The organism is Sorangium sp. So ce375 (assembly GCF_051473855.1).
Taxonomy (GTDB): Bacteria; Myxococcota_A; Polyangia; order Polyangiales; family Polyangiaceae; genus Sorangium.
The window spans coordinates 12,078,477-12,103,332 of the sequence record NZ_CP150335.1 but is presented as its reverse complement, the minus strand read 5'-3'; the positions used below and the strand labels follow the sequence as shown (position 1 = coordinate 12,103,332).

Below are 24,856 nucleotides of genomic sequence, written 5' to 3'. Positions count from 1 at the left end.
GCGGCCAAGATCCTGCTACGATCCAGCCATGTCGTCCAGGAGTGCCGTGCTTGCCGAGGCCCTGCAACTTCCCCCGGAGGAGCGAGCAGACGTCGCGAAGCGCTTGATCGCGAGCCTCGACGGACCCGCGGACGAGGACGTTGAGGCTGCCTGGCTCGCCGAGGTGGAGCGACGCCTGCAGGACGTCGACCGCGGCACAACGACGGTGGAGCCCTGGGACGCTGTTCGGGAGCGGCTCGCCAAGCGTCTCCGCACGAACCGCAAATGAGGGTCGTGGTCATCGGCGAGGCCGATGCCGAGCTTACCGCTGCAGCGGACTGGTATGAGCAGGAGCGAGAGGGGCTCGGTGACGATCTGCTGGCCGAGGCCGATCGCGTACTGAACGCAATCGCGGCAAGCCCGACCACATGGCCTCTCGTTCCGGGCAGCAAGAAGGTCCGCCGATTCCTGTTCACACGGTTCCCGTACGTGGCCTACTTCGTTATCCGGGACGAACACGTCCTCGTGCTGGCGTTCGGCCACACGAGTCGGAAGCCCGGATATTGGCGAAGCCGACTCAAATAGTGAACGGGAGGGACGTACCTGCTCGACACGCCGTTGGAGCCGATCACGCGTCCGCGACAGCACACCGGCCAGGGCTGCGCTACGAGCACCGGCGGAGGGAGATGGCGGGCGCCGCGCTGTACCTCGTCGCCCGAGCAGGAACTTTTCGCGGGGCTCGCCGTGTCTTGAGAGTGTCAGGGGAACGAGGCGGCGCCCAGCCCTCCTGCTCCCGGTCCAGCCCATGCCCACGTCTCCCCACACCTCGTTCGTCGATCGGCTCCTCGCCGAGCTCCCGTGCCTCCTGCGCGCGGCGCGGCGCCTGACGCGCTCGGAGCAGGACGCCGAGGATCTGGCGCAGGCGACGGTCGTGCGCGCGATCGAGCGGCACGCCGACCTGCGCGACGAGGGTCGCATGCGCGCGTGGCTGCTCCGCATCGAGCGATCGGTGCTGCTCAACGCGACGCGCGGCGCGCGGCAGCGGCTCGAGGTGATCGAGGGGGGCCGCGGCGCCGAGTCGGTGCCGGAGCCGCAGGGAGATCTGGAGGCGGAGCTGCTCGAGCGCGGCTTCGCGGACGAGGTCGAGCGCGCGCTCGCGCGCTTGCCTCCGGAGTGGCGCGAGGCGCTGCTCCTGCGGGAGGTCGAGGAGCTTTCCTACGAGGAGATCGCGGATCTCCAGGCGTGCCCGGTGGGCACGGTGCGATCACGGCTCTCGAGGGCGCGGCTCGCGCTCGTCGAGGGCCTCTCCGAACGGCGCGAGGAGACGTCATGGCAGGGTGCAACCGCGAGTGGTTCGAGAACATTTCGGCGTGGCACGACGACGAGGTGACGCCCGGAGACGCGGCGCGGATCGAGGCGCACGTGGCCGGCTGCGGGCCCTGCCGGCGCGCCGCGGAGCTCCTCGGCAGCGTGCGGCGCGCGCTCGTCGCGAAGGCGGACGGGGAGGTCCCGGAGCGCCTGCGCGATCGGGCGGAGGCCGCCGCGCGGAACGCGCGCGCGCGGCGCCGCGGCCCCTGGGCGATCACGGCTGCCCTCGGCGCGGCCGCGGCGGCCGCCGCGCTGCTCGTCGGCAGCCCGAGCCGGGGCGTGAGCGCGGCGATGGCCGACGAGCTCGTGAGCCACCACGTGCGCGGCTTCGCGCGCGAGCGCCCGTGCGACTTCGAGTCCTCCGATCCGGGCGCCGTCGCCGGGTGGCTCGAGGGGAAGCTCGGCTACGCGGTGACCGTCCCGGCGGTGTCCGGCGCTCGGCTGCTGGGGGCGCGGCTCTGCCAGATCGGCGACACGCGCACGGCGGCGCTCATGTACGCGAGCGGGGACAAGCCGCTCACGGTGTTCGTGCCGCCGCCCGGCTCCGGGGCCGCGACGGCGGCGCGCGCGCTCGCGGGGCGCGGCGTGGGGTGCACCCAGGGGCCGCTCGGCAACGCGATCTGCGCGAGGAGCGTGGAGCAGCCGGTGCTGGCGGTCGCAGAAGTGGACGCAGCGGCGCTCGCGCCGGCGCTCTCCGGGCGCTGATCGCCCCCATCGCGAGGACCCATGACGATCGGTTCATTGCTGACGCTCTTCGGCGCGGGGCTCCTGACGTTCGCGTCGCCCTGCGTGCTCCCGATGCTCCCCATCTATCTGTCGGCCCTCGGCGGCGCCGGGGCGCTCGGCGGCCCGGACCGCGCGGCGGCCAAGCGCGGCGTGCGCCTCGCCGGCGTCGGCTTCGCGATCGGCCTCGCGCTCGTGCTCGTCGCGCTCGGCGCCGGCGCCTCGGCGATCGCCGCGGTCCTCGCGCCCCATCGGCGCGCGTTCACCGTCGTGTCCGGCGCGATCCTGGCGCTCTTCGGCGCGAAGCTCCTGGGCGTGCTGCGCCTCCCGTGGCTGGAGCGCGAGGCGCGCCCGCTCCTCTCCCGCCTCCCGGGCACGGGCGGCTTCTGGGGGGGCATGCTCTTCGGGATCGCCTTCGCGGCAGGGTGGACGCCGTGCGTCGGCCCGGTGCTCGGCGCCGCGTTGACCTACGCGGCCAGCGCGGGCGCGAGCCCGCTCACCGGCGCGATCCAGCTCGGCGCGTACGCCGCGGGCCTCGCCGCGCCGCTCGTCGCCGCGGCCTTCGTCGGGCCGGCGGCCGTCGAGCTCGCGCGCCGCCTGGTGCCGGCCACGCCAGCCCTCCAGCGCCTGACGGGGGCGCTGCTCATGGCCGCCGGGATCGCGGTCGCTGCCGGCCAGCTGGACGCCCTCTCGCCGGCGCCCGCGGCGGCCGTGGAGGCGGGCGCGCCCTGCGAGAGCGGCCCCGCCGGCGCGTGCGCGGCCCCGGAGGGCGCCGTGGCGCACGGCGACGTCGCGCTGCCCGAGGGGATGCCTCGGCTGCTCGAGTTCGAGAGCGCGCACTGCGCGGTGTGCGAGCGCATGGCGCCGCTCGTGAAGGATCTCGAGGCGCGCTGCGCCAAGGAGGCCGGCACCGTCCTGCGCATCCAGGTCGACGATCCGCGCGGGCAGGCCCTCGCCTCCCGCTACGGCGTGCGCTTCGTGCCGACGTTCCTCAGCGTCGACGCCGCCGGGCAGGAGGTCGAGCGCGCCGTCGGCGAGCAGTCCGCCCAGCGGCTCGCGAGCCTCATCGGCGACGTCCGCGGCGAGGCGTGCCCCCCTGCCTTGTGAGCCACGGCGGCGGGGGCTCGCTCCCGTCATCCCCGGAGGCCACCCGAGCTTCGCGGAGCGTCGTGTACCAGCTCTCAGGCGGAAGACATCATTCCACGATGGGCTACGTCGCCGCGAGCCACGCGCGCACCTTGGCGAGCACCGCGACATCGGCGGGCGGGAAGAGCTCGTCCCGGAGCTCGTCCGCCTCGGCCCAGCGCACGGCGGCGACATCGAGCGCGGCGGGCGCGGGCGAGCCCTCGGCGAGGGCGGCGGCGTAGAAGAGGAGGAGCACCGGTCTCTTCGGATAGCGGTGGTAGGTCACGTCGACGATATCGCCGACCCGGATCTCGACGCCGATCTCCTCGCGCAGCTCGCGGATCAGGGCGTCTCGCGGATCCTCGTCGGCCTCGACCTTGCCGCCGGGGAACTCCCACGCGCCCTCGAGGTGCGCGCCCGCCTTGCGCTGCGTGAGCAGGACCCGGCCGCGCTCGATGATGACGGCGGCGGCGACGAGGACGAGCGGAGGAGCGGGATCGGGCGTGGCGGACATGGGCGCGTAGAATGTCGGTCGCGGCGCGCAAGACAAGCGAGAACGACGCGCTCGACGCTGTACTTCCCTCCCAATTCTTCATTGCCTCGCTCGGCTGGGATTTCTCACCCTCGCACTCGATCTCCGGTGGCGGCGGGACCGGGCTCCGGTGGCGGCGGGAGCGGGGCGCGATCGGCAGCACCGGCACGAGCGGCAGCACCTCCGGCAGGCCAGCGCGGCCGGTCGCGTCCAGCCCTCACGGCTCGTAGCTGGGCAGCTCGATCACGTAGGCGTCGACGGTATCGCCGTTGCCCCAGTCGCTCCCGAACACGGCGCGCGTGCCGCTCGGGCTGGGCACGGTGTGCGGCTCGGCCCAGTACGGCTCGGCGAGGCGGCTGTTCTCCTTGCCCCAGCTCCGGTGGCGGCCGATCCGGCAGACCTTGCCGGTGCTCGTGTCGGCGATCAGATTCTCCATGTCGAGCACCCCTCTGCCCGACGCGTCGCCGATCGACGACACGAACACCCGCCCCGGCTGCCTGTACGCCATCCCCGAGATGTGCCCTGTCGGTGGATAAGGCCACCCCGTCTCCGGCCCGATGACCACCTTCGAGGTCCCCTCCGCGAGATCCCATGTCACGAGGAGCCCGATGTCGTCATTGCCGCCGGGACCGGGATCGTACACAGCCCCGTTCCAGGTGTCGTGACCGTTCACCATGCTCAGCGACGCGTGGCCGTACGGCTCCAGCAGGTCCAGCGTACGCACCACGTTCAGCCGCGGATCGGTCACCCCGCCGCTGTCGCTCAGGAACGCGAGCGTCCCGCTCGGCGCGACCTGGGCGGGGTTCTCGTCGAGCGCCTTCCTGCCGAGCACCGCGTTCTGGCCGATATCATAGATGAACACCTGATCGTCGCACGTGAGGCCGATGCGGCTCGAATCCCACGACATGAACAGCGGGTCGCCGCCCGCGCTCGCGCCGCCCGAGCAGAAGTCGAACGTCGTCACGACCTCCTTCGTCCCGGCGCCGACGTGGTAACGGATGAAGTCCCTGTCGTCGACGTAGAACAGGACGTCGGGATCGGAGGTGTGCCAGTAGACCTGCTCGATGTCCGCCGGCGAGATGTCGAGCGCCTCGATGAACTGGTACGTCTTGCCGTCGTAGAGCTGGTGCTCGCCGGCCGCGACCGAGAAGAGGAGGAGCCTCGACTCGTCGGCGTTCCACGCCGAGATGGTCGAGTACATCGGCTTGATGACCGGGTCGTTCCCGCCGCCCGGCGCGACCGCCGTGATCCGGCGGATCGTGGTGCCGAACTCGGCGTCCGTAACCACCTCGCCGAGCGCCGGCTTGGCGAGCTCGGTCATCGGGTGCGCTTCCTTGTCCTGCACCAGGCCCGCGCAAAGATCGATCGGCTCGCCCGGACCCGCGCCGCCCGCGCCTACCGAGCCGCCCGTCCCCGTCGCGCCGGCGGCGCCCGTCCCCGCAGCGCCGCCGGATTCGCCCGTTCCGCCGGTCCCGCCGTCTCCGGTCGACGAGCCGCCGTCGGAGCAGGCGGCGAGGAAGGAAGAGAAGACAAGGACGGTGGCAGCGACGCCGACTCTCATGGGATTTCCTTCGCGCGAGCCACGACGCGTGGCCGCGGCAGCATACCCCGAAGCGGAGGCAGCGATGCCTCCGCGAGCACCGGCGCCAGCACGACCTGCGCGTCACGCCCCGCTGCCGGAATCGTGCTTGGCCGTCCGGCGGCGCCCCGCAGGCGTGGATCGAACTTGATCAGCCCGTGCGTGAATGAGATTCTCGATACCTGCTTATCGCCAGCCCGGCTGGGCTGACCGTACATCGAAGGGCCGTCCAACCCACGGCGCATTGGCCAGCGTCAACGAGGGAATCATGAAGCGAACCGACACCTCGGCCGCAGTGATCCGGAAGTTCGAGCCTTCCTCCTCGCGGCGCGGGGACACCCGAGCGGGAGGCGGCTGGCGCGGCCGGGCGGTGCTGCGCGCGGCCGCCACCGGGACGGCCCTCCTCGCGATCGCCGCGCTCATCGCAGGATGTCCGTTGTGCAACGGCGACGACATGGGGTGCGAGGACGGCGCCACCATCTCGGGGCCAATCGGGCTCGCCACGAATACGTCGGCGCACATCGAGGTCCGGGCCTGCTGGAACGGGCGCTGCGGGGAAGCGAAGCTCAGCTCGGTTCCGGGTGTTCTTCCGGGCTCGTCGGACGCTGCCAACGGCGCGAGCGCCGACGTCGGCGGCGGGCGGTTCAACTTCTCGCTCTTCGACTTCGACCCGACCAACACGCAGTGGGAGCTCTCGATCGGTTTCTCGCCGGACGTCGACACGGAGCTCGAGGACGGGGACGTCTATTCGGTCAGCGTCATCGACGCCGACACCCAACGCGAGCTCGTGAGCTTCGAGCGCAGCGTCTCCTACGGTGAACTCCAGCCCAACGGCGAGGGCCCCTTCTGCACGTCGTGCACCGCTGCGGACATCAAGCTCCCTCCGCCCGCTGCGCAGTGATCGCGAGGGGGCCCGGGCCTTCGGCCCGCCCGACGCGCACCCATGACCTTGCAAAAGGCGCTGTCCGGTGGGAGCATCAGGCGGCAACCTGGCAAGCGCCGGACGGCGGCCCTCACGCTACGGTCTGGTGCAAGCCAGGGACGCCGTCTCCGCTCGGACACTCGAACCATCGCTGGGCACGTCGACAACCTGGTAGACACCGTGCGAGCACCCATCTTTCAGCTTGACTCATTCACCACGCGGCGATTCACAGGGAATCCGGCGGCCGTCGTCGTCCTGCAGAGTTTCCCCGAGGAACCGGTCATGCAGGCCATCGCCGCGGAGAACAACCTCGCGGAGACAGCCTTCCTCGTGCGCGAGGACGCCGAGTACCGGCTGCGCTGGTTCACGCCGATGGTCGAGGTGCCGCTCTGTGGTCACGCCACGCTGGCGAGCGCTGCCGTCGTCATGGAGCGCCTGGAGCCGGCGCGCACCCGGGTGACCTTTCACTCGGCGAGCGGTCCGCTCACCGTTGCCAGGGCGAGCGCCGGTTACCTCATGAACTTCCCCGCGCGATTTTCGGATGCCGTGCCGCCTCCGCCCGGTCTGGAAGAGGCGCTGGGGCTCGTTCCCCTCGAGGTGCATGTCAATGCATTTAACTATATGGCGGTCCTCGAGAGCGAGCGCGCGGTCCGGGACGTCGCGCCCGACATGGCACGTGTGCGCGGCCTCGATCGCAGCGGGCTCATCGTGACCGCCGCGAGCAGCGGCGATCATGATTTCGTCAGCCGCTACTTCGCCCCGGCCAAGGGCATTCCCGAAGATCCGGTGACCGGGGCCGCTCACTGCATGCTCACCCCCTACTGGGCCAAACGGCTGCGCAAGAGCGAGTTTCGCGCCTTTCAGGCATCTCCGCGAGGTGGAGAGATGACGTGCCGGCTGATCGGCGATCGCGTCGAGATGGAGGGTGCCTGCGTCTTCTACATGGAAGGCGAGATAGAGTTCTGAAGCTCATGCGGTCGCGCGTCCGCCGGCGGCGGCCCCGCGGCTCCAGCGTCAGCGCGAGGCGGCCAGCCGAACGTCGTCGCCGGCGCTCGCCGCCGCTCCATCCCCATGACCTCGACCACCGCGGCGTCCTCGCTGACCGCGGAGCCCCGCGTGTGATCGCAGCGAGCCCCCGGCGGGGAGGCCGGCCGCCCGCCGGCCCCGGAGCCGGCCCGGCGCCCGAAGAGCGAGCCCGCTTCCCTTTGCCGCCGAGGTGTGGGATGCGCCTGCCATGAGCGTCACGTACCGGGAAGCCGGGGTCGATATCGATGCAGGGGACGCGCTCGTCGAGCGCATCAAGCGGCTCGCGAAGCCGACGCGCACCCCCGAGGTGCTCGCTGACGTGGGTGGGTTCGCCGGGCTGTGCGCGCTGCCGGGCGGGCTATCCGAGCCGGTGCTCGTCAGCGGCACGGACGGCGTCGGCACCAAGCTGAAGGTGGCGTTCGCGACGGGCGTCCACGACACCGTCGGCATCGATCTCGTCGCGATGTGCGTGAACGACGTCCTGACCGTCGGCGCGCGGCCGCTGTTCTTCCTCGACTACTTCGCGACCGGCAAGCTCGACGTCGACGTGGGCGAGGCCGTTGTGCGCGGCATCGCCGAGGGCTGCAAGCAGGCCGGCTGCGCGCTGATCGGCGGCGAGACGGCCGAGCTGCCAGGCATGTACGCGGACGGCGAGTACGACCTCGCCGGCTTCGCCGTGGGCGTCGTCGAGCGCTCGCGCATCCTCGACGGCAAGCGGATCACGGCCGGCGACGCGGTGATCGGCGTGGCGTCGAGCGGGCTGCACTCGAACGGCTTCTCGCTCGCGCGGCGCGTGCTCGAGAAGGAGATGGGGCTCAAGATGACCGACCGCGTGGCCGAGCTCGGCGGCACCGTGGGCGAGGCGCTGCTCACGCCGACCCGGATCTACGCCCGCGCGATCACGGCGCTCCTCGCGGCCTGCGGCGACGCGGTCCGGGGGCTGTCGCACATCACGGGCGGCGGCCTGCCAGGGAACCTGCCGCGCGTGCTGCCGGACGGGCTGGGCGCGCAGCTCGACCTCGGCTCCTACCAGCGGCCGGCGGTGTTCCAGGTGCTCCAGCGCGGCGGCCCCGTGGAAGAGGCCGAGATGCGGCGCACGTTCAACCTCGGCGTCGGCCTGGTCGCGGTCGTGGAGAAGAGCGCCGCGGACCGGGCCATCGAGGCGTTCGCGAAGAGCGGCGAGCGGGCCTGGGTGCTCGGCGAGGTGGTGTCGGTCGGCGACGTGCCCTTCGAGGAGCGCGTGCGGTTCGGCTGAGAGGGCCGGCGCCGACGAGGTCGGGGCCCGGCGCGAGGCGCCGCGCGGCCCCAGCTCACCCGCCTTCGAGCCGCGATCGCAGCTTCTTGATCGCCTCGTCGATGGCCCGGTTCGTCTTGTAACAGGGCCTCACCGCCGTCTCGAGCACGACCAGCGTGCGCGCGTCGCCCTCGGAGACGGCGCGCTCGAGGAACGGGAGCTTCTCGCCGCACGTGGCGTCGCGCATCTCGAAGGAGATCCGGAGCGCGGGGGTCCCGCGGGCCGCGATCTCGGGATCGCGCAGCAGCTTCGCGGCCCGGGTGGCCGGGGTGGAGCGGCCGCGGGTCTCGACGATCTCGTACAGCACGTCGATGCCCGCCGTCCCGAAGCGGCTCGAGAGCGCGTCGAAGACCCTGTCGGCGTGCTCCTCGCCCGTCTTCGCGATGGCGATGGCGACGTTGCGCGCCGCGATCGCCATCGCGCGGTCGCGGAGCGCGGTCGGATCGCCCTCCGCGAGCTTTTGGATCGCGTCGGCGGCCTTCACCCACCGGCGCGCCCTGACGGCGTCGGTGAGCGCCTTCCGCGCCGCTTCGTCGGGCGGAGGCTCGGCCGGCGCGTCGGGCGCGGCCGACGCAGCGGCCTCGGGCACCGGCGCCGTGGGCTCTGGGGTCTCGGGGACGGCGGCAGCGTCGGCGGGGGCAGGCTCGCTCGTGGCGAGCGCGCTCGCGGGCGGCTTCGTGGGGCCGAGCTGGGGTTCCGGCTCGGGCGGGGCGCGCCCACCGCCGGCGAGCGCTGCGATCACGGCCGCGGCGAGGAGGCCGCCGCCCAGGTAGGGAGCGAGCTTGCCGAAGCGGCCGCCGAGGCCTTCGTTTGCCCGCCGCGAGGCGCGGGCTTCCCGCGCTTCGCGCTTCCGCTTGGCCTTCTCCTCGCGCTCGCGCGCGGCGCGCTCTGCCGCCTCGGCGAGCTCCCGCTTGGCCTCTTCCTCGCGCTCGCGGGCGACGCGCTCTGCCTCGGCGGCCTCCAGCTCCCGCAGCAACGTCGGGGCAAAGGCAGGCCGCGAGCCGCTCATCCGCTCGGACGTCGGCTCCGAGGCGGGCGCCGCGTCCTCCTCGGACGGCTCGTCCAGCGACGGGGACGCCGACGCCGCGGAAGCCACCTCGCCCTGGGACGGCTGCGCCTGCTGCACGGACGGCGTGGGCGTGGGCGACGAGGCTCGCGCCGGAGCGGATGACGGGAGCGACGGCGACGACGCCAGCTCCGCAGCGGGTGACGGGAGCGACGACGACGCCGGCTCCGTGCCGGATGACGGCTGCTTCCCGGACGCGCGCTCCGCGCCGGATGACGGCTGCTTCCCGGACGCGCGCTCCGCGCCGGATGACGGCTGCTTCTCGGACACCGGCTCCGCACCGAATGACGGCTGCCTCTCAGACGCAGGCTCCGCACCGGATGACGGCTGCTTCTCGGACGCAGGCCCCGCGCCGAATGACGGCTGCTTCTCGGACACCGGCTCCGCGCCGGATGACGGCCGCTTTCGGGACACCGGCTCCGTCGCGGATCCCGACGACCGCTTCCCCGACGCCGGCGCCGGCTTCGATGAATCCGGCTCCCGCTCCGACGCCGGCAGATGCTCCGATGACTCTGGCTCCGCGGCGGTTGACGGCCGCTTCCCTGATATCGGCTCCCCGCCGGGCGCCGGCAGCTCCTCCACGCCGGACGGTGGCGTCCTGTTCGACGAGGGCTCCCCCGGACGGCGCTCCGCCTGCTCCGACGACGGCGGCCGCTCGTCCAGCTGGATCGACGTGGAGCTCCGTCTTGCTGCCTCCGTTGCCACGCGCGCTTCCAGCGATGATGCCGACTCGCTCGGCGATATCGGTAGCGCCGCCGGCGACGGAGGCGTCGGGACAAGCAGCGCGGACTCCTCCGGCTTCGGCGGCTCCTGAGACTGCGCCGGCACCTCGGGCAGCTGCGACGGCTCACGCGGCGGCCGCGGGCCATCGGCCTCGGAAGGAGCGCCGCCATCGGCGGTCTCCCGTGCGAGAGCGATCGCCTGGGCGATCACCGCCGCGCCGGCCACCGCCGTCGGGCGCGCGTCGTCCGGCACGCTCGAATCGTCGGCCGCGGCGGCAGCGGCCCTGGCGGCCTCCTGTGCGAAGGCGACTTGCGCCATGAACGCCGCGCCGCCCACCGCCGTCGGGCGTGAGTCACGCGTCAGCTCGGCGACGAGGGTCGGCGTGTTGCGCACCGGCGTCGGCCGCGAGTGGCTGAGGGCGTCGTCCTCGTCGTCGTCCCCATCCTCCGCCGGCTCCACGGGCGCCGCCGCCCCCGCCGGCCCCACGCTGGCCGCGCCGCCCTCCCCCGGCTCGCTCGACGCGCGCGCGCTCTCGGCCTCTGGCGCGCTCGCTCCGCTCCCGGCCGGCTCGCCAGCGGCCTGCTGCGCGGCCGGGGCCAGCGCGTCCGCGACGTCCTCCAGCGAGACCAGGCACGAATCGCCGAGGACGATCGCCGAGGAGCCACCCGCCTCGGGCTCGCGCGACGCCGCGCTGGGCAGGGGCGGCCGGTTGCTCGCCGCGCTGGGCAAGGGAGGCCGGTTGCTCGGCACGCGCGCCCCGTCCGCGATCGCGGGCACCGACGTCATCTCCCCCCTCGACGACATCTCCGCCCTCGGCTCGTGCGTCACGATCCCGGACACGGCGCATGCGTCGTCGAGCGCCGCGATCAGCTCCGCCGCGCTCTCGAAGCGGGCGCGCGGATTCTTCTCGAGGAGGAGCCGCACGACCGCCTCGATGGCCGGCGGGACCACGACGCCCGGCGAGTGCGCCGCGATCGCCGGGACGGGCGCGCTCCGCTGCTGGTTGAAGAGCTCCACCGGATCCTTGGCAAGGAACGGGTGCTTGCCGGCCAGCATCTCGTAGAAAATCAGGCCGACGGCGTAGAGATCCGCGCGCTCGTCGACGAAATCCATCCCGAGCGCCGACTCTGGGGCGAGGTAGGCGATGGTCCCGAAGATCACGCCGGCCGTGGTGAGCCGGACCGGGAGCGAGTCCGCCCCCGTCCGCCCGGACTCCGGCGCCGCGACGGACCGGCGCAGCTGATCGACGCTCACCTTCGCGAGGCCGAAGTCGATGAGCTTCACGAGGTCGCCCTGCGGCTCGACGACCATCGCGTTGCGCGGCTTCACGTCGCGGTGGACGATGCCCATCGCGTGGGTCGCCTCGAGCGCGGCGGCGAGCTGCCTGGCGATCAGCACGGCGCGCGCGGCCGGCACCGGCCCCCGCCGGATGATCTCGTAGAGCGTCGTGCCGCGCACGTACTCGAGGACCAGGAAGAACGAGCCGTCCTCCGCCTCGCCGAAATCGGTCGCGGTCGCGACGTTCCGGTGCTGGATGTGGGCGCCGGCGATGGCCTCGCGCTCGAAGCGCTGCACCAGCTCGGGGAGCCGCTCGGTGTCGGGGTGCAGGATCTTGATCGCGACGCGCTTGTGCATGTGCACGTGCTCGCCGCGGTAGACCGCGCCCATGCCGCCCATCGCGATGACCTCGTCGATGCGGTAGCGCTTCGAGATCACCCTCCCGAGGTAGGACCTCGCCCGGTGCTTCGCGGCCTCGTCGGCGGTAAGGGTCGGCTCAGGCGGGCGTTCCGACATCGTGGCGCCGCCACCCTAACCCGAGCGGCGCGGCATTGGTAGGTGGCCGGCCAGAGGCGCGCGCAGCCGCAAGGCGAGCCGCGAGCGCGCGCAGCCGCAAATGACGGCGCGAGCGGCCCGGAGGTCGCCGCGCGGCCCTCCAGGCGCCCCCCAGGGAGCCGGGCGGCCGCTTCCGCCCCGGATCTCTCCCGCGCCCGCCTCCGCCGTAGTATCTGCCCCCCATGCCCCCCCTCGATCTCGGCGTCCTCGTCTCCGGCCGCGGCTCGAACCTCCAGGCGATCCTCGACGCGATCGCCGCCGGCCGCCTCGACGCCCGCGTGCGGCTCGTCCTCTCGAACCTGCCCGGCGTGGAGGGCCTCGCGCGCGCCGAGCGCGCCGGGGTCCCCACGCGCGTCATCCCGCACCGCGACTTCGCCGATCGCGACAGCTTCGACGCCGCCGTCGTCGCCGCCCTCCGCGAGGCGGGCGCCACCTGGGTCGTGCTCGCGGGCTTCATGCGCCTGCTCACGACGACGTTCCTCGACGCCTTCCCGCACCGGGTCGTCAACATCCACCCGTCGCTCCTGCCCTCCTTCCCCGGCGTCGACGCCCAGCGGCAGGCGCTCGAGCACGGCGTGCGCGTCACCGGGTGCACCGTCCACCTCGTGGACGCCGGCACCGACACCGGGCCCATCCTCGCGCAGGCCGCCGTGCCCGTGCTCGACGGGGACGACCGCGACGCGCTCGCCGCGCGCATCCTCGTCCAGGAGCACGCCCTGCTCGTCCGCGCGCTCTCGTGGATCGCCGAGGGGCGCCTCCAGATCGCGCTGCCGGACGCGCCGGGCGGGCGCGCGCGCGCCACCATCGCCGGCGTCGACACCGCGCTCGGGCTCGCCCAGGGCGACCGCGCGCGGGGAAACGTCGGCGAAGTCGAGGAAGTCGGGGAAGTCGGGGAAGGGGCGTGATCCACAAGCACTACGACGTCATCGTCCTCGGCCGCTCCATCGGCGCCCTCACGGCCGCGGCGCTCCTCGCGCGCCGCGACTTCACCGTGATGGTCGTCGGGCACGGCGAGCGCCCGCCGACCTACCGCCTCGACCAGCACGTCCTCCGCCGGCGCGCCTTCACCATGCTCGCCGAGCCCTCGCCGGCGTGGCGCCGCTTCCTCGTCGAGCTCGCCCAGTCGCAGACCTGGAAGCGCCGCATCGTCCCGGCCATGCCCATGCTGCAGGCCGTCGCGCCGCGCCGGCGCCTCGACGTGCCGCCCGACATGGTCCTCTTCGGCCGCGAGATCGACCGCGAGTTCCCCGAGCTCCGGCGCGTCGTCGACGAGCTCTACGCCGAGCTCGCGCACGTCAACGGCGCCGCCGACGACGCGTTCTCGCACGACGCCCTCTGGCCGCCGGGCACGTTCTGGGAGCGGCGCGAGACCGCGCGCTACGCCGGCATGCTCCCGTACGCGCGCGCCGAGCCCGACGCCGACCTGCTCGTCGAGTTCCCGCGCGGCCACCTGTTCCGCTCGATCGTCACGCAGTCCGTCCTGTTCGCCACGGATCTCTCGGCGCTCCCGCCCCCCTTCGCGGTCGCGCGCCTGCACGGCGCGTGGACGCGCGGGCTCATGATGCTCCCGCGCGGCGAGGAGGAGCTCGAGGAGTTCCTCGTCGAGCGCATCCTCGCCCACGGCGGCCGCTGCCTGCTCGACGAGCGCGCCGCGTCGGTCCACGTCCGCCGCGGCACCGCGGCGGGCGTCGTCCTCGACGGCGACGATCACCCGAACGGCAGCAGCTTCGTCATCACCGACATGGACGGCGAGACGCTCGCGAGCCTCTCTGGCGGCGAGGGCATCCACAAGCGCGCGCTGCGCGAGTGGCCCCGGATCACCTCGTCGGTCGGCCGCTTCGTCGTGTCGCTCATCGTGCGCCGCGAGGGCTTGCCCGAGCCGCTCGGCCCCGAGGCGCTGCTGTTCCCCTTCCCGTCCGCGTCGACGAACCGCTCGCCCGCGCCCCCGCGCGTCTCGAGCGACGGCGCCTCCGGGGCCCGGCCGAGCTCGCCGCGGCACACGCGGCCGACCGGGCCGGGGCGCCCCGTCGTCCACCTCCAGCGCTGCGATCTGCCGCCGCCCTCGACCGACACGCTGCTCGTGGCGGAGATCCTGCTCCCCGACCGGGGCCCGCTGTCGCTGCTCGAGGCGCGCCAGGCGGTGCTCGACGCGCTCACGGCCGAGCTCCCGTTCCTCGAGCGCCACCTCGTGCTCGTCGACTCGGTGCACGACGGGCTGCCCGTGTGGCTCTACGACGGCCAGCGCCGCCGCCTCGTCGAGCGCGCCGCGCTGAAGGGCGCCGCCCCGGGCGCCGAGCCGATGGTGCGGCAGCTCGAGGTCGACCCGCCCGGCTACCTCGGGCTCGCGGGCGAGCCGATCCGCGGGCCGATCGAGCGCACGCTGCTCGTCGGCCGGAGCGTGCTGCCCGGCCTCGGCCAGGAGGGCCAGCTGCTGGCCGCCTGGGGCGCCGCGAGGCTCGTGACCCGGACCGACCGGCGGAAGGAGCGGATGCGGCGCGACATGTGGAGCAAGGTGGAGATCGGCTGAGTCCCGAACAGGGAAATGCCGGTTGAGAGATCTCGATCTCTTCTATGCCGATCACGGCAGGCCGATCTGCCGATCATCGCGGGCCGAGATGAGACTCGATATCGACGCGCCCCCGCGTCTCACAGGCTTCGAGGAAAGACCTGGAAGAAGCCGTCGCGCTCGACCACGGTGAGCGGCACGTCGAACAGGCGAGACAGGTTGTCGTCTGTCAGCACCGCGCGCTTCGGGCCATCGGCGAAGACGCGGCCTCTCTGGAGCAGGACGACCCGCCCGATCTCCGGCGGGATCTCCTGCACGTGGTGCGTCACCAGGACCAGCGTCTTTCCCTGCCGCGCGAGGCGCCTCAGAAGGTCGATGAGCTCGAACGCGGCCTTCAGATCGAGGCTCGTCGTCGGCTCGTCGAACACCAGCGCCTCCGGGTCGTGCACGAGCGCGCGCCCGAGCAGGCAGCGCCGCTGCTCGCCGGCGGACATCTCCGCGATGGGCTTGTCGCCGAGGTGCGCGACGCCCAGGTCGCGGAGCACCGCCTCGGCCCGCCGGCGCTGCGCGTCCGTCGCCGGCTCGTGCTCGTGCAGCCCGGCGCTCGCGAAGAAGCCGGAGAGCACCACGTCGGAGCCCCGCACACCCCGGGGATAGGCCATCTGCAGCTCGTACGACACGAGCCCCAGCCTGCGCCGCAGCGCAAACACCTCCCACCTTTCGTGACCGAGTATGCGCACATGCGAGCCCTCGCGGAGGACCGGGTAGATTTCCCGTGAGAGCAGCCTCAGCAAGGTCGACTTGCCGGCGCCGTTGGGCCCGAGGATCGCGGTGTTCTCCCCCTGCTCGATGCGCAGCGACAGCCCCTCGAAGACGCGCGTATCGCCGCGGAAGACCTCGGCGTCCTCGATCTCGATGAGCGCGGGCGCGCTCATCGCTCCACTCCACGGTCCTGGCTCATCGGGCGCAGACTACCTCCTTGCACGCGTCCTGCATCGAGAAATCAGGCCATTCGTGGTGGATCATCCGTGCCCCGGTTTGGCGATCCACTCCATCGGCCCGCTCTCCATCTCTCGCGGACAGGCACCGTCGGAATGTGCCCGTGAACCGGCGTTCTCCGCTCTGGAGAGACGATGGCCCGGCCGTTGCAACGATCTACGAACCTTCCTTTCAACGAGCGCCCCGTGCCAAGCCGATGCTGGCACTCGGGAGTGGAAAAATCCGACGCGGCGCCGAGCCGCGCGGACACTTGGAGATTGACAATGACGAAGATCAAGGGTTCGCTTTTCGGTGCTGGGGCAGCTCTGTGCCTGCTCGCCGCTCTCGGCGGGTGCATCGTTGTCGCGGACGATGGTTCCAGCGCCTCCGAAGAGGACGAGATTTTCGCCGATGAGGCGGCGGCGGCCGCGGCGGCATCGCAGATGCGCTTCGGCGTCGCTCCGCAGTGGAGCCAGACCTGGTCGCCGCCCCAGTCCGGACCCGCCAACGTCGATGTGGTCGCCGTCGGGGACTGGTTGCAATCTGGCGGCTTCACCAGCACACATAAGACCAAGCTCCAGCAGATCGTCAACGCGGGGAAGACCCCCTACTTCTTCGGCTACATCGCCACGGACATGACGAAGAAGGGGCTCGGGTCCGAGAACGATTGCGACGGCAACAGCGGCGCGCCGCTGTGCCAGAAGGGCGCGGCGTACGTGCGCGCCAACATCGCCTCGATGGCGAGCGCCTACCAGAAGGCGGCGGCAGGGATCGGCGCGGCCCTCGGAGGGCGCGAGGCGCTGATCCACATCGAGCCGGACTGGTACCAGTTCTCGCAGACGGCGCAGCAGAACGCGCTCACGGAGACGGAGTCCGACAACTTCATCAACCAGATCCTCGGCGCCATCAAGTCGGGCTGCCCCTCGTGCAAGGTGGTCATCGACTTCAGCCCGTGGTTCAGCCCGTCGGCCACAAAGTGGGCGTCGTCGGTCGGCGACTTCTACGACGGCTGGGATCGCAGCGTGGTCAAGTACGTCGGTCTCACGGGCAAGCAATTCCCGTTCACGACGGGCAAGATCGACAACTTCACCTACAAGGAGATCACCACCGCGCTCAGCCTGCCGCTCGTCATCGTCGACGCGTACACGTTCGGCGGCGGCCCGATCAACGTCGACTCCAGCTGGCTCAACGAGAGCAACGTCGCCAAGGCCGTCGACATGGGCGTCGCGATCGTCATGCTCTCCCAGACGGGCGACGTCGCCGGCTATGACAGCTTCATCGCGAAGGTAAAGGGCAGCTCCAGCTCCAGCAGTTCCAGCAGCTCCAGCTCCAGCTCCAGCTCCAGCTCCAGCTCCAGCAGCTCCGGCGCTGGGGGCAGCGGCGGCGGCACCACCACGTCCTCGTCGAGCAGCAGCGGTAGCGGCGGCAGCGGAGGTAGCGGCGGCAGCGGCGGCAGCGGCGGCGGCACCTCCGGGACCGGCGTGCGCGTGGAGGGCGGCAACATCACCGTCAGCATCACCCCCAACTCGACGTGGACGGGCGGCTACTGCAACAACATCAAGCTGACGAAGACGGACAGCGGCGAGACCACGTGGAAGCTCTACGTGCCCTCGAACGGCGCCACGCTCCGTGACTTCTGGAACACCACCGCCGTCAAGCAAGGCACAGACTTCGTGTTCACCGGCGTGAGCTGGAACGCCAAGATCAGGCAGGGGGCGAGCGTCGAGTTCGGGTACTGCGCGAACGGCTCGCGCTGAGCCCCGGTCGACGAGCGGTCGTCAGCGCGGCGCGCGGCCTCCCGGTCGCGCTCGCCCGCGCCCCGCGCCCTCTGGTACCGTGGGCGCACCGTGCCCTCCGCCCCGCAGCGCTCCCCCGTCGCCGGCGATAGCCCGGTCGACTCCACCCACACCACCGCGCGCCCTCGTCGCCGGGCGCGCCGTCCGGTCCGGGGCGCCGCATGGCGCTGAAGCTCCGGGTCACCTGGCGCAACGCGGGCAGCCCGCTGCTGCCCGACGCGCTCTCCGAGGTGCAGGCGACAGCCGACGACGCGCCGCTGCCGCTCGCCGGCTCGGGCCCGGGGCGGCGCGAGTTCGAGATCCCCGCCGGCGCGTCGCGCGTCGCGCTCAGCGCGCGCTTCTCGGCGGAATTCGATGCCTTCGAGGACATCCTCGCCCGGCGGGAAGAGGTCCTGTCGGTCGAGCAGGCCTTCGATGTCACGGGCGGCGGCACGGCGCTCAGCCCCGCCCCGGACCCGGAGCTCGGGCAGGCTCACCCGCTCGTCGACACGCAGGCTGCGCCCGGCCTCGCGCTCGCCCAGATCAGGACGGATTTCGTCGATATCACCCCGTTCTGGATGGCCTATGCCATGTACGCGGACGAGTACGAGCGCGAGCACCGGCCCGGGACCGAGCTCGTGGCCCTCGGCGCCACCGCCGGAGATCCGAAGATCTGGTTCGCGAGCATCCCGGAGGCCTGCAAGGCTCCGCCGGACGACGGGATATCAGCCCTCGTGTTCTACCGGCCGGAGGGGTACGCCTATACCCGGGTCGACCAGCGCCACCAGATGTTCGGGCTGAATCGATACCTGCTCGCGCCCGACCCGTCTCCGGGCGCGTCGTTCTGGGCGCGCGACGTGTTCGAGCGCGATCCGCGCGACAAGTCCCGCTGGGTCTATGTCCGCTGCGGCTGCGAAGAGGCGCTCTCCGCGAGCGGCAAGGCGGTGGTGATGCTGCACCCCTGGCCGAACGGGGCGAGCTTCGGCGCCGCGACGACCGCGAGCCTTCCCGGCCTCGCCGAGGCGGCGCTCCGCTTCCTCTGCGGCGCGCGGAAGATCGGGTGTGGACGGGGCGGGCCGCGGCTCGGGAAGCTCGGGATCGCGGGCTTCAGCGCGGGCGGTCTGCCCCTGTGGCAGGCGCTCGCCGCCAACAAGGACCGCGTGAGCGAGGTGTTCGCGTTCGACGCCCGCGGCATCGCCAAGAACGAGGCCTTGCTCGTGCGCTGGCTCGCCGGCGACGCCTCGCGCCGCCTGCGGATGACCGGCGGCCACCAGCTCGACGCGAACGCCGCGATCCAGCGAAAGCTCCCTGGTCCCTCGCAGGAATCGCGCCTGTCCTGCCTGCCGCCCGACAAGGGCGGATATCTCCCCGGGGCGAACCCCCTCTGGGATCACGTGTGCTCCTCGCTCGACGCGAGCGAGAAGGACACCTATCTGAACGCCGACTGGGTATGGCACCAGTTCGCGATGTTCGGGGGCTTTCCGGAGGCCGGAGAGCAAGCCGCCGTCACGTTCCTCCAGCGCTTCCTCGAAGCGTCGGACCTCTGAGCCGGACAATCACGCTCTCCCTCACCGCGCGATGAGCCGCGCCAGCGCGCGCATGTCCTCGTCGTCCCCGAGCCGCGCGAGCGCGGCGCGCGCCCTCGCCAGCGCGGGCTCGACGTAGCGCAGGTAGCTCGAATCCGCGCCGATCCGGTCGAGGAAGACGAAGCGGCCGGCGTCCTTCAGCTTGCGCTGGACCGTGAGCACGTCGAACTCCCGGCCGAGCGCGTCGCGCCCCGGCCGATCGAGCGAGGCAGCAGCCGCGTAGTCGTCCAGCCGGGCCTCGACGAACGGGCGATCCAGGTCCTGGGCGCTGTCGTTGAGGAGCGTCGCCAGATCGTAGGCGCGCGGGCCGAGGAGGGCGTCCTGGAAGTCGAGCCAAGCGATCTCCAGGCCCCCGCCCGGGGCGTCCACGACCATGAGGTTCTGGCTCTGGTAGTCGCGGTGGACGAAGCCCCGCGGCCACGCGGCGATGCGCCGGGCGAGGCGCTCCGAGACCGCGTCGAGCTCGGCCCGCGCGGCGCCGCCCAGCCGGAGCCCGCGCGCGTCGAGCGCCCACGCGCGGAAATGGTCGAGCTCCCAGCGCAGGAGCGTCGCGTCGAGCGCGCACGAGTCGACGATCGATCCGCGCGGGAGCGCCGCGAGCGCCCGCTGCGCCCGGGCGAGCTCGCGCGCCGCCAGCGCATAGACCTCGGCGCGCCGGGCGGGCGCGCGCTCGACGAAGGCCGAGAGCGTCGCGTCCCCGAGGTCCTCCAGGAGGAGCAGCCCGTCCTCGCAGCCCTCCGCGAGCAGCGCCGGCACCCGGACGCCGCGCTCCTCGAGCAGCGCGCGCACCTCCAGGAACGGCCACCGCGGGGGAGGAGCGCCGCCCGCCGCGCCGTCCCCCTCCACGCTCGGCGCGAACATCGCGACCGCCGTCCCGACCGGCGTCACGGCGCGCAGATAGCACCGGCACGACGCGCCCCCGCGCATCGGGACCAGGGACGACGGGGGGTGGCCCGTGGCCCGCTGGACGAGCCGGAGCAGGGCGCCGGTGTCGAGCTCGCGCACACCCCTTCGTACGCCGTCAGACGGCGCCGACGCCAGCGCGGATGCGCGATCGCCCCCCGCGCCGCGCTGCAGCCGTCACGCCTCGGCGCCTGCCCTCCATCGACGATCCCCCCTGTCCCGGCGGACGTAGCCCGCCAGACGCTCAGCAGGCGCCGGCGCAGCCGTCGGCGCTGTTGAACCACAGGCCGCCCGAGTCCTCGCACGCGCTGCGGTCGTACCTGCCGCTGCAGCAGCGCTCCTGGCTCTCGCACGCCTTCGCGGCGCCCTCCCCGCTCCGGAAGCAGCACTTCCGGCTCTCGGGCGGCTCGGGCGCGGCGGCCGCATCCTCGGGCGCGGCCGGCTCGCCGGGCGCGGTCGCCTTCTCGATGACCACCGGCACCGCGGGCGCGACGAGCGTCGCCACCGTGTCGCAGCCGAACGAGGCAATCATGACGAGGAGGGCGAGCGCCGATCCCAGCGCACGAGCGTTTCCAGCCAGCTTCATGATTTCCGTGGGTGGCATGGGCGCAGTGCGGCCGCAAGTTCATGGCGGCGGCCGTGCTATAACGCCGCGGAATGGCGAACCGTACGGCGAGCAACGCGACGAACCGTGTGACGAACGGCGCGACGGGACCGGTGAGGATCACGCCGCTGAACGGAGCAGCGGCCGCCGCCGTCGCCTGGCGCAGCCGGGGCCAGCTCCAACTCACGGTGATCGTCAAGGCCACCTTCTCCTTCGCGGCGGACGCGGAGATGCCGAGGGTCGAGCCGCAGCAGGTCCTCCACGGGGAGGTTCACCACGGCAACAATCCCGGGCGCAGCGTCCGGCTCACGAGCGATCTGGCGCCGCACCTGGAGCGCGCCGACGTGCTCTTTACCGGCCACGCCCATGCGCCGCCCGGCGCCCCCGTGCGCGCCTTGCCCGTGCGACTCGCGATCTCCGACGAGGGCGGGCTCCTCCTCGAAAAGGAGCTCCTCGTCCAGGACAGGGCCGGATTCCAGCGGATGCCGATCGTGTACGAGCGGGCGCTCCGCGGGGAGAACGACCAGGAGAACTTCCTCGGCGTGCAGGGGACGGGCGACGCGTCCGAGCCCGAGGCGAACATCATCGATCCTCTCCAGCCGGCGCGCGCGGCGGGCTTCGGGCCGATAGCGCGCGCCTGGCCCGCGCGCAGGCGGCTGCTCGGGGCCACGCCGCGCAAGGCGCTCGACGCGCCCATTGCCGAGATCCCCGAACCCTTCGAGTGGGCCTATTACCAGGCGGCGCCCCCCGATCAGCGGACGCGTTACCTGCGCGGCGGCGAGTGGATCGAGCTCGACGGGCTGCACCCGACGCTGCCGCGCCTCCGGATGCGGCTGCCCGAGGCGCGCGGCCGGGCGCGCGTTCACGGGCTCTCCGCCTTCGGCGTGAGCGAGGGCCACCCGCTCGAGCTGAACGCGGACACGCTGCGCATCGACGGCGACGAGCAGCGCTGCACCCTCGTCTTCCGGGGCAGCCTGGCCGTCCCCGACGAGGCCGCGCTGGCGGCGGCCACCATCGTGGCGGGGGTCGAGCTCCCCGGCGAGCCGCTCGAGTGGCCGGAGCTCCCGGCGCAGCAGGGCGCCGCGGCCCAGGATGCCGCGAGGGCGGCCGGCGCGGCCGACCGCGCGCGCGGCGCGGGCGAGGACGGCGCCGGCGGCGACCCCCTGGGCGATACCCAGGCCGCTCCGGCCGCCGGGGCGCGCACGGTGAGCCTCTCGGACGTTGGCACGGCGGCCGCTGCCCTCGCCGCGGTGGCGGCGACGCCGTTCCGCCCTGGATCGGCTCCCGGCGACATCGCCGGGCCGGCCGCGGGCGCGCACGGGCCGCGGGTCGACACCGGGACCCTCTCGATTTCCTCGGTGGAAGAAGGGCCGAAGGGGTCTCCCACCGTGACGCTGGCCCTGCTGTCCGAGGAGGACGCTGGCGCGACGGACCAGCCGGCGCTCCCGTTCCAGCCGGCGCCCCCGGGCGGCGCGCTGCCTCCCTCGATGATCACCCGGGCGCCGGTCACGGCGGAGGAGCGCGCGGGCTCGGGCACGCTCGCGCTCGCGATGGAAGACGACTGGGAGCCGGTCGCCGACGCGCCCGGCCCCTTCGGCGCCGGCGCGCTCGCGGCACCCTCTGCGCTCGTGCCGGCGGCCGCGGAAGCGCCAGAAACGGCGGCAGCGCCGCTCCCGGCTCCTGAGCCGGCGGCGCCACCTCCGGAGCCGCTGCTGCCGGAGCCGCCCCCCCCGCCGAGGCCAACGCTGAGCGCCTCGCCTGCGCGCTCCCCCGAGGCGGACGAGCCGCCGCCGGCCCCGCCGCCCCGCAGGCCGCCGCCTCCGCCGCCCGAGCGCCCCGCGCTGCCGACCCCTTCCCCCGCCTTGAGGAGGAGCCTTTACGAACGCTTCGATCGCAAACGGTAGCTCGCCGAGCCCGCATCGACGAGCGCGAGGGGCGCCCGCGGGCGAGGCGCCCCTCGGCAAGAGACCCACCCCTACGTCACGAAGGATGGATCGACGATGACGACGCGCAAGCTCTCCGATTCAGGCGCCCCTCCGCAGGAGCCCCTCTCCCACGTCACGAACGATGAGTCGACGAGGACGGCGAGCAGGCTCGCCGATTCAGACGCCCCTCATCAGGAGACCCTCTCCCACGTCACGAACGATGAATCGACGACGACGGTGCGCAGGCTCGCCGATTCAGACGCCCCTCATCAGGAGACCCTCTCCCACGTCACGAACGATGAATCGACGAGGACGATGAACAGGCTCGCCGATTCAGGCGCCCCTCATCAGGAGACCCTCTCCCACGTCACATCGACGAGGCCCGTGAGCAGGCTCGCCGATTCAGACGCCCCTCGGCAGGAGACCCTCTCCCACGTCACGAACGATGAGTCGACGAGGACGATGAACAGGCTCGCCGATTCAGGCGCCCCTCATCAGGAGACCCTCTCCCCCGTCACATCGACGAGGACGGTGAGCAAGCTCGCCGATTCAGACGCCCCTCGGCAGGAGACCCTCTCCCCCGTCACATCGACGAGGACGGTGAGCAAGCTCGCCGATTCAGGCGCCCCTCGGCAGGAGCGCCTCTCCCACGTCACATCGACGAGGCCGGTGAGCAAGTTCGCCGATTCAGACGCCCCTCGGCAGGAGACCCTCTCCGACGTCACGAACGATGATTCGACGAGGACGATGCGCAGGCTCGCCGTTTCAGGCGCCCCTCAGCAGGAGCGCCTCTCCGACGTCACGAATGATGGATCGACGAGGCCGGTGAGCAGGCTCGCCGATTCAGACGCCCCTCGGCAGGAGACCCTCTCCCACGTCACATCGACGAGGCCGGTGAGCAGGCTCTCCGATTCAGGCGCCCCTCGGCAGGAGACCCTCTCCCACGTCACGAATGATGGATCGAGCAGGCTCTCCGATTCGCTAGACATTCGACTCGAGCTCTCCGCCATCTCGTCCGACCTACTCCGGGTGAGCAAGCTGTCCGGGCGCGAGGCGATCTCTCAGCTCTTCACGTTCGACGTCGAGGTGGTCTGTCCGAGCGACGCCGGGGTCGACGGACAGACCTTCACGGGGGAGAGCGTCGCGATCGTCTTCGAGCAGAAGGGGGTCGAGGTGCGGCGCGTCCACGGGATGATCGCGGAGGTCCACGACCTCCTCGCGAACCTGCGCGACTTCCGCACGTACCGGCTGCACATCGTCCCGCGCGCCTTCCGGCTCACGCTGGTCGAGACCACGGAGATCTCGATGAACAAGGCGGTGCCGGACCTCATCAAGCAGAAGCTCGAGCTCGTGGGCCTGAGCGGGAGCGACGTGGAGCTCAGGCTGACGGGGACCTACCCGCCGCGGGAGTTCGTGGTGCAGTACCAGGAGACCGATCTCGCCTTCATCAGCCGCCTGGCCGAGCACGCCGGGATCAGCTTCTTCTTCGAGCACCAGGACGGGCAGGACACGATGGTCTTCACCGACGGCGCCGGCTTCGAGCCCGCGGCCGGCGCCGAGTCGGTCCAATTCCGCGAGAACACCGACAACCGCGACGTCTTCGAGATCGAGGCGAGATCGCGGCTGGTGCCGAGCGTGTATGTCGCCCGCGACTACAACTACCGGCAACCGATGCTCGATCTGACGTCGGAGCACGTCCTCCCGACCGGGTATGCGGGCGGCGTGATCGAGTACGGCGGCCATTACAAGACGCCGGCGGAGGGGAAGGCGCTGGCGCAGGTCCGGGCCGAGGAGCGGCAGGCGACGCAGCTCGTGTACGCGGGCAGGAGCGCGGTGTGCGGGCTCGGCGCGGGCGCGCGATCGACGCTGGAAGGGCACCCGATTCTGGAGTCGCTCGATCTGCTCTTCGTCGAGGTGGAGCACCGCGCGACGCTGCTGACCGGAGGCGACGAGCCGCGTCGTTACCTGAACACCTTCCGTGCGATCCCGGGCCGGAACACGTACCGGCCGCCGCGCGTCACGCCGACGCCCCGGATCACGGGCGTCGTCACGGGGATCGTCGATGGTGGGCCGGGGGGCGGGGGCGGCAACGCGCAGATCGACGATCAGGGCAGGTACATGGTCCGGTTCCTGTTCGACACGGGGGCCGCGGGCGGCGTGTCATCCAGGCCGGTGCGCATGCTGCAGAACCACGCCGGCGCGAACTACGGCACGCATTTCCCGCTCAAGCCGGGGACCGAGGTGCTGATCGCGTTCGTGAACGGCGACCCGGATCGTCCGGTCATCGTGGGCGCCGCGCCCAACCCGCTGACGCCCTCTCCGGTCAACAGCGCCAACCGCTCGACGCATCGGATCAAGACGCAGGGAGGCATCGTCTTCGATCTCGTGGACGAGTGAGGCGATTCGCTC

At 72.5% G+C, this 24,856-nt stretch carries 20 protein-coding genes; 14 read left to right on the top strand and 6 right to left on the bottom strand.

The window, feature by feature from the left end; genetic code table 11:
- Positions 1-46: 46 nt before the first annotated feature.
- From WME90_RS44975 to WME90_RS44955, 5 genes are all read left to right on the top strand, one after another.
- Positions 47-268 (top strand): addiction module protein, encoded by a 222-nt coding sequence (locus tag WME90_RS44975; protein WP_437278264.1) that lies wholly within the window; start codon positions 47-49, stop codon positions 266-268.
- Positions 265-564: a type II toxin-antitoxin system RelE/ParE family toxin gene (locus WME90_RS44970; RefSeq protein WP_437278263.1), complete on the top strand. Its 300-nt coding sequence runs from the start codon at positions 265-267 to the stop codon at positions 562-564. Before WME90_RS44975 ends, WME90_RS44970 begins: the two co-directional genes overlap by 4 nt.
- 220 nt (positions 565-784) lie before the next feature.
- Entirely contained in the window at positions 785-1,369 is a 585-nt protein-coding gene (locus WME90_RS44965; RefSeq protein ID WP_437278262.1) for an RNA polymerase sigma factor, read from the top strand.
- Positions 1,309-2,052 carry a zf-HC2 domain-containing protein gene (locus tag WME90_RS44960; protein WP_437278261.1) on the top strand — a complete coding sequence of 248 codons (744 nt, stop codon included), beginning with the start codon at positions 1,309-1,311 and terminating at the stop codon, positions 2,050-2,052. The genes WME90_RS44965 and WME90_RS44960 overlap by 61 nt, the downstream gene beginning before the upstream one ends.
- Before the next feature lie 21 nt (positions 2,053-2,073).
- On the top strand, positions 2,074-3,177 hold the full coding sequence (locus tag WME90_RS44955; protein ID WP_437278260.1) for a cytochrome c biogenesis protein/redoxin: 1,104 nt from the start codon (positions 2,074-2,076) through the stop codon (positions 3,175-3,177).
- A 103-nt stretch (positions 3,178-3,280) separates the two neighbouring features.
- Here the strand turns inward: WME90_RS44955 and WME90_RS44950 are convergent, their stop codons facing one another.
- Together WME90_RS44950 and WME90_RS44945 are read right to left on the bottom strand one after the other, a co-directional pair.
- Positions 3,281-3,709 (bottom strand): (deoxy)nucleoside triphosphate pyrophosphohydrolase, encoded by a 429-nt coding sequence (locus WME90_RS44950; protein ID WP_437278259.1) that lies wholly within the window; start codon positions 3,707-3,709, stop codon positions 3,281-3,283.
- Positions 3,710-3,944: 235 nt separating this feature from the next.
- Complete coding sequence (locus tag WME90_RS44945; RefSeq protein WP_437278258.1) at positions 3,945-5,288, bottom strand: hypothetical protein; 1,344 nt, start codon at positions 5,286-5,288, stop codon at positions 3,945-3,947.
- A 286-nt stretch (positions 5,289-5,574) separates the two neighbouring features.
- Between WME90_RS44945 and WME90_RS44940 the strand changes: the two genes are divergently transcribed.
- The 3 genes from WME90_RS44940 (at position 5,575) to purM (ending at position 8,509) form a co-directional block, all read left to right on the top strand.
- Entirely contained in the window at positions 5,575-6,207 is a 633-nt protein-coding gene (locus tag WME90_RS44940) for a hypothetical protein (protein ID WP_437278257.1), read from the top strand.
- A gap of 201 nt (positions 6,208-6,408) precedes the next feature.
- Positions 6,409-7,194, top strand: a complete 786-nt coding sequence (locus WME90_RS44935) for a PhzF family phenazine biosynthesis protein (protein WP_437283742.1) — start codon at positions 6,409-6,411, stop codon at positions 7,192-7,194.
- Between the two features lie 268 nt (positions 7,195-7,462).
- Entirely contained in the window at positions 7,463-8,509 is a 1,047-nt protein-coding gene (purM, locus tag WME90_RS44930) for a phosphoribosylformylglycinamidine cyclo-ligase (RefSeq protein ID WP_437278256.1), read from the top strand.
- Between the two features lie 55 nt (positions 8,510-8,564).
- On the opposite strand, the gene WME90_RS44925 is transcribed toward purM, so the two are convergent.
- Positions 8,565-12,131 (bottom strand): protein kinase domain-containing protein, encoded by a 3,567-nt coding sequence (locus tag WME90_RS44925; RefSeq protein WP_437278255.1) that lies wholly within the window; start codon positions 12,129-12,131, stop codon positions 8,565-8,567.
- A 221-nt stretch (positions 12,132-12,352) separates the two neighbouring features.
- Between WME90_RS44925 and purN the strand changes: the two genes are divergently transcribed.
- Positions 12,353-13,075 carry a phosphoribosylglycinamide formyltransferase gene (gene purN / locus WME90_RS44920; RefSeq protein WP_437278254.1) on the top strand — a complete coding sequence of 241 codons (723 nt, stop codon included), beginning with the start codon at positions 12,353-12,355 and terminating at the stop codon, positions 13,073-13,075.
- On the top strand, positions 13,072-14,697 hold the full coding sequence (locus WME90_RS44915) for an NAD(P)-binding protein (protein ID WP_437278253.1): 1,626 nt from the start codon (positions 13,072-13,074) through the stop codon (positions 14,695-14,697). Before purN ends, WME90_RS44915 begins: the two co-directional genes overlap by 4 nt.
- A gap of 119 nt (positions 14,698-14,816) precedes the next feature.
- Here the strand turns inward: WME90_RS44915 and WME90_RS44910 are convergent, their stop codons facing one another.
- Positions 14,817-15,611, bottom strand: a complete 795-nt coding sequence (locus WME90_RS44910) for an ABC transporter ATP-binding protein (RefSeq protein WP_437278252.1) — start codon at positions 15,609-15,611, stop codon at positions 14,817-14,819.
- Between the two features lie 327 nt (positions 15,612-15,938).
- Between WME90_RS44910 and WME90_RS44905 the strand changes: the two genes are divergently transcribed.
- Both WME90_RS44905 and WME90_RS44900 read left to right on the top strand, forming a co-directional pair.
- Positions 15,939-17,411, top strand: coding sequence for a cellulose binding domain-containing protein (locus tag WME90_RS44905; protein WP_437278251.1), 1,473 nt, complete (start codon positions 15,939-15,941; stop codon positions 17,409-17,411).
- Between the two features lie 200 nt (positions 17,412-17,611).
- Positions 17,612-18,976 carry a hypothetical protein gene (locus tag WME90_RS44900; RefSeq protein WP_437278250.1) on the top strand — a complete coding sequence of 455 codons (1,365 nt, stop codon included), beginning with the start codon at positions 17,612-17,614 and terminating at the stop codon, positions 18,974-18,976.
- A 21-nt stretch (positions 18,977-18,997) separates the two neighbouring features.
- On the opposite strand, the gene WME90_RS44895 is transcribed toward WME90_RS44900, so the two are convergent.
- Complete coding sequence (locus tag WME90_RS44895) at positions 18,998-20,020, bottom strand: phosphotransferase (protein ID WP_437278249.1); 1,023 nt, start codon at positions 20,018-20,020, stop codon at positions 18,998-19,000.
- A gap of 142 nt (positions 20,021-20,162) precedes the next feature.
- Entirely contained in the window at positions 20,163-20,504 is a 342-nt protein-coding gene (locus WME90_RS44890) for a hypothetical protein (protein WP_437278248.1), read from the bottom strand.
- Positions 20,505-20,575: 71 nt separating this feature from the next.
- Here WME90_RS44890 and WME90_RS44885 point away from each other — a divergent pair, with 71 nt between their 5' ends.
- The gene (locus tag WME90_RS44885; RefSeq protein WP_437278247.1) at positions 20,576-22,426 is read left to right on the top strand and encodes a DUF2169 family type VI secretion system accessory protein; all 1,851 of its coding nucleotides are present in this window, start codon (positions 20,576-20,578) and stop codon (positions 22,424-22,426) included.
- Positions 22,427-22,522: 96 nt separating this feature from the next.
- Complete coding sequence (tssI, locus tag WME90_RS44880; RefSeq protein ID WP_437278246.1) at positions 22,523-24,844, top strand: type VI secretion system tip protein TssI/VgrG; 2,322 nt, start codon at positions 22,523-22,525, stop codon at positions 24,842-24,844.
- Positions 24,845-24,856: the final 12 nt, after the last annotated feature.

Excerpts from the sequence above, each read along its gene's own strand:
- WME90_RS44970 (WP_437278263.1), top strand. The coding sequence starts at position 265 with ATGAGGGTCGTGGTCATCGGCGAGGCCGATGCCGAGCTTACCGCTGCA.
- WME90_RS44965 (WP_437278262.1), top strand. The coding sequence starts at position 785 with ATGCCCACGTCTCCCCACACCTCGTTCGTCGATCGGCTCCTCGCCGAG.
- WME90_RS44960 (WP_437278261.1), top strand. The coding sequence starts at position 1,309 with ATGGCAGGGTGCAACCGCGAGTGGTTCGAGAACATTTCGGCGTGGCAC.
- WME90_RS44955 (WP_437278260.1), top strand. The coding sequence starts at position 2,074 with ATGACGATCGGTTCATTGCTGACGCTCTTCGGCGCGGGGCTCCTGACG.
- WME90_RS44950 (WP_437278259.1), bottom strand. The coding sequence starts at position 3,709 with ATGTCCGCCACGCCCGATCCCGCTCCTCCGCTCGTCCTCGTCGCCGCC.
- WME90_RS44945 (WP_437278258.1), bottom strand. The coding sequence starts at position 5,288 with ATGAGAGTCGGCGTCGCTGCCACCGTCCTTGTCTTCTCTTCCTTCCTC.
- WME90_RS44940 (WP_437278257.1), top strand. The coding sequence starts at position 5,575 with ATGAAGCGAACCGACACCTCGGCCGCAGTGATCCGGAAGTTCGAGCCT.
- purM (WP_437278256.1), top strand. The coding sequence starts at position 7,463 with ATGAGCGTCACGTACCGGGAAGCCGGGGTCGATATCGATGCAGGGGAC.
- WME90_RS44925 (WP_437278255.1), bottom strand. The coding sequence starts at position 12,131 with ATGTCGGAACGCCCGCCTGAGCCGACCCTTACCGCCGACGAGGCCGCG.
- purN (WP_437278254.1), top strand. The coding sequence starts at position 12,353 with ATGCCCCCCCTCGATCTCGGCGTCCTCGTCTCCGGCCGCGGCTCGAAC.
- WME90_RS44910 (WP_437278252.1), bottom strand. The coding sequence starts at position 15,611 with ATGAGCGCGCCCGCGCTCATCGAGATCGAGGACGCCGAGGTCTTCCGC.
- WME90_RS44905 (WP_437278251.1), top strand. The coding sequence starts at position 15,939 with ATGACGAAGATCAAGGGTTCGCTTTTCGGTGCTGGGGCAGCTCTGTGC.
- WME90_RS44900 (WP_437278250.1), top strand. The coding sequence starts at position 17,612 with ATGGCGCTGAAGCTCCGGGTCACCTGGCGCAACGCGGGCAGCCCGCTG.
- WME90_RS44890 (WP_437278248.1), bottom strand. The coding sequence starts at position 20,504 with ATGAAGCTGGCTGGAAACGCTCGTGCGCTGGGATCGGCGCTCGCCCTC.
- WME90_RS44885 (WP_437278247.1), top strand. The coding sequence starts at position 20,576 with ATGGCGAACCGTACGGCGAGCAACGCGACGAACCGTGTGACGAACGGC.
- tssI (WP_437278246.1), top strand. The coding sequence starts at position 22,523 with ATGACGACGCGCAAGCTCTCCGATTCAGGCGCCCCTCCGCAGGAGCCC.